Raw genomic sequence first — 1755 nt, 5'->3', positions numbered from 1 at the left:
GTGTATGGCTACTACCGATCTCACCGAGACCACCTTTGACGCGACCATAGCCCAGAGTCCCATCGTGCTGGTCGATTTTTGGGCCGCATGGTGCGGCCCGTGTCGCAGTTTCGCCCCGACATTCAGCGCGGCGTCTGAAAAGCACCCCGCAATCACCTTTGGAAAAGTTGACACCGAAGCGGAACAGGGATTGGCCGCAGCCGCCGGTATCCGTTCCATCCCCACGCTGATGGCGTTTCGGGACTCCGTACTCGTCTTTTCCCAGCCAGGCGCCCTAAACGCGGCCAGCCTGGAAGAGCTCATTGCCGGCGTCGAGAACCTCAACATGGACGACGTGCGCGCCAGTATCGCCGACCGCTAAACCTCGCGCCCTGTAAGAAACCGCAGGACCGCTTCGCAACAGGGTCACATGAACACCTGCCTGCCACCGCGTAGGTAGAATACTCCCCTGGGTATAATAGTATTTGCAGTTCACCTTATTGAATGGAGATCCTTATGTGTCGTGCCGTCACCTGCAAAGTGTGCCAAAAAACAACGTGGGCGGGCTGCGGTCAGCACGTTGATCAGGTCATGCGCGGCGTGCCACGCAACCAACAATGCGCCGGGCACGTGAAAGAAAAATCGACCGGCTCATTCTGGTCCCGGTTACTCGGACGCTAACGGCAGTACCCGCTCCTGCTCTCGAGGTTTGACAGCGCTGGCCAGATCGCCAATCGGACTACCGGCGCGGCTAACGCCTGACACGGCCACAAAATTCTGGCCGTGCTTCAGCGGGCTAGAGCGCGTATTACCTGCTGCTGTTTTCTCCTTGGAGAGCGGCTAGCGCGGCGAGAAGACGTTCATCGGCTTGATCAGCAACGTTCTGTATCCCCAGGGAGCTGCTCAGCTGGACCATGGTTTGTGGGTTGATAGCTTGCACCGTGGTGGTAGTCGCTGACGGGCTTCGTCGGATCACGACGTTACACGGAAGCAGCAAGCCCATGTCGGGCTCTGCAGTGAGTGCCTGTTCGGCGAGGGCGGGATTACACGCACCCAAGATCAGGTAGTCGCCCAGTGCCTGCGCACTTTCCACGCCGAGTTTCGTTTCGAAGGTCGCGTGGACGTCGATTTCGGTAAGAACGCCGAATCCTTGGTTGGCGAGTTCTTCCCGCACCCTGGAGACGGCCTCTTCGTAGGGCAGCGAGACGGTGATGGTGTGTGCGTAGTTCATTGATTTCTCCTAATCCATTTTTTTCGAATTGATGGTTGCGGCTACTGTCAGTTTGCGGTGATAACTCCCATCATTCCGCTGTCTTCATGGTCAAGAATGTGGCAGTGGTACACGGTACGTCCGCTAAAGTCGTCAAACGCGATACGCACGCGCACGGTACTGCGTGCCGGGATGTTCACGACGTCCTGCCACATGATGGTTTCGACGGGCCGGCCCGACTGTTCAATGATCTGCATCGGCCACACGTGCAGGTGCATAGGGTGATCGAGCGGGCTGGTATTTGTCAGCAACCAGTCCTCCACACTGTCGAATTGCACGGTCGTGTCGACCCGGGTGGCATCGAATACCTGGCCGTTGATCGTGGCTGACATCATGCCCCCACCCACTCCTCCGCCCATGCCGCCATCCATGTTTCCACCCATGCCACTGCCCATATCCCCGCCCATGCCCATCGCGAAGATCAACTCGCGTCGAGCGGTTACGGTAGCCGTGCGAAGGTCACGCGGAACGGGCTGACCAGGTATGGCAGCGACTGTCGCGACATC

3 protein-coding genes are annotated in these 1755 nt (G+C 58.6%); 1 reads left to right on the top strand and 2 read right to left on the bottom strand.

The features are described from left to right. Window positions 1–4: 4 nt before the first annotated feature. On the top strand, window positions 5–361 hold the full coding sequence (locus E3T31_RS17185; protein ID WP_134470613.1) for a co-chaperone YbbN: 357 nt from the start codon (window positions 5–7) through the stop codon (window positions 359–361). A gap of 426 nt (window positions 362–787) precedes the next feature. On the opposite strand, the gene E3T31_RS17180 is transcribed toward E3T31_RS17185, so the two are convergent. Both E3T31_RS17180 and E3T31_RS17175 read right to left on the bottom strand, forming a co-directional pair. After that, on the bottom strand, window positions 788–1210 hold the full coding sequence (locus E3T31_RS17180; protein WP_134470611.1) for a DUF302 domain-containing protein: 423 nt from the start codon (window positions 1208–1210) through the stop codon (window positions 788–790). Between the two features lie 47 nt (window positions 1211–1257). Further along, window positions 1258–1755, bottom strand: a 498-nt coding sequence (locus E3T31_RS17175; protein WP_166788552.1) for a multicopper oxidase domain-containing protein, incomplete at its 5' end; no start/stop codon positions are given.

Origin of the sequence: Cryobacterium sp. TMS1-13-1 (genome assembly GCF_004403125.1) — a bacterium.
Lineage (GTDB): Bacteria > Actinomycetota > Actinomycetes > Actinomycetales > Microbacteriaceae > Cryobacterium > Cryobacterium levicorallinum.
The sequence above is the reverse complement of the archived record's forward strand: the minus strand, read 5'-3'. Positions and strand labels throughout refer to the sequence as shown.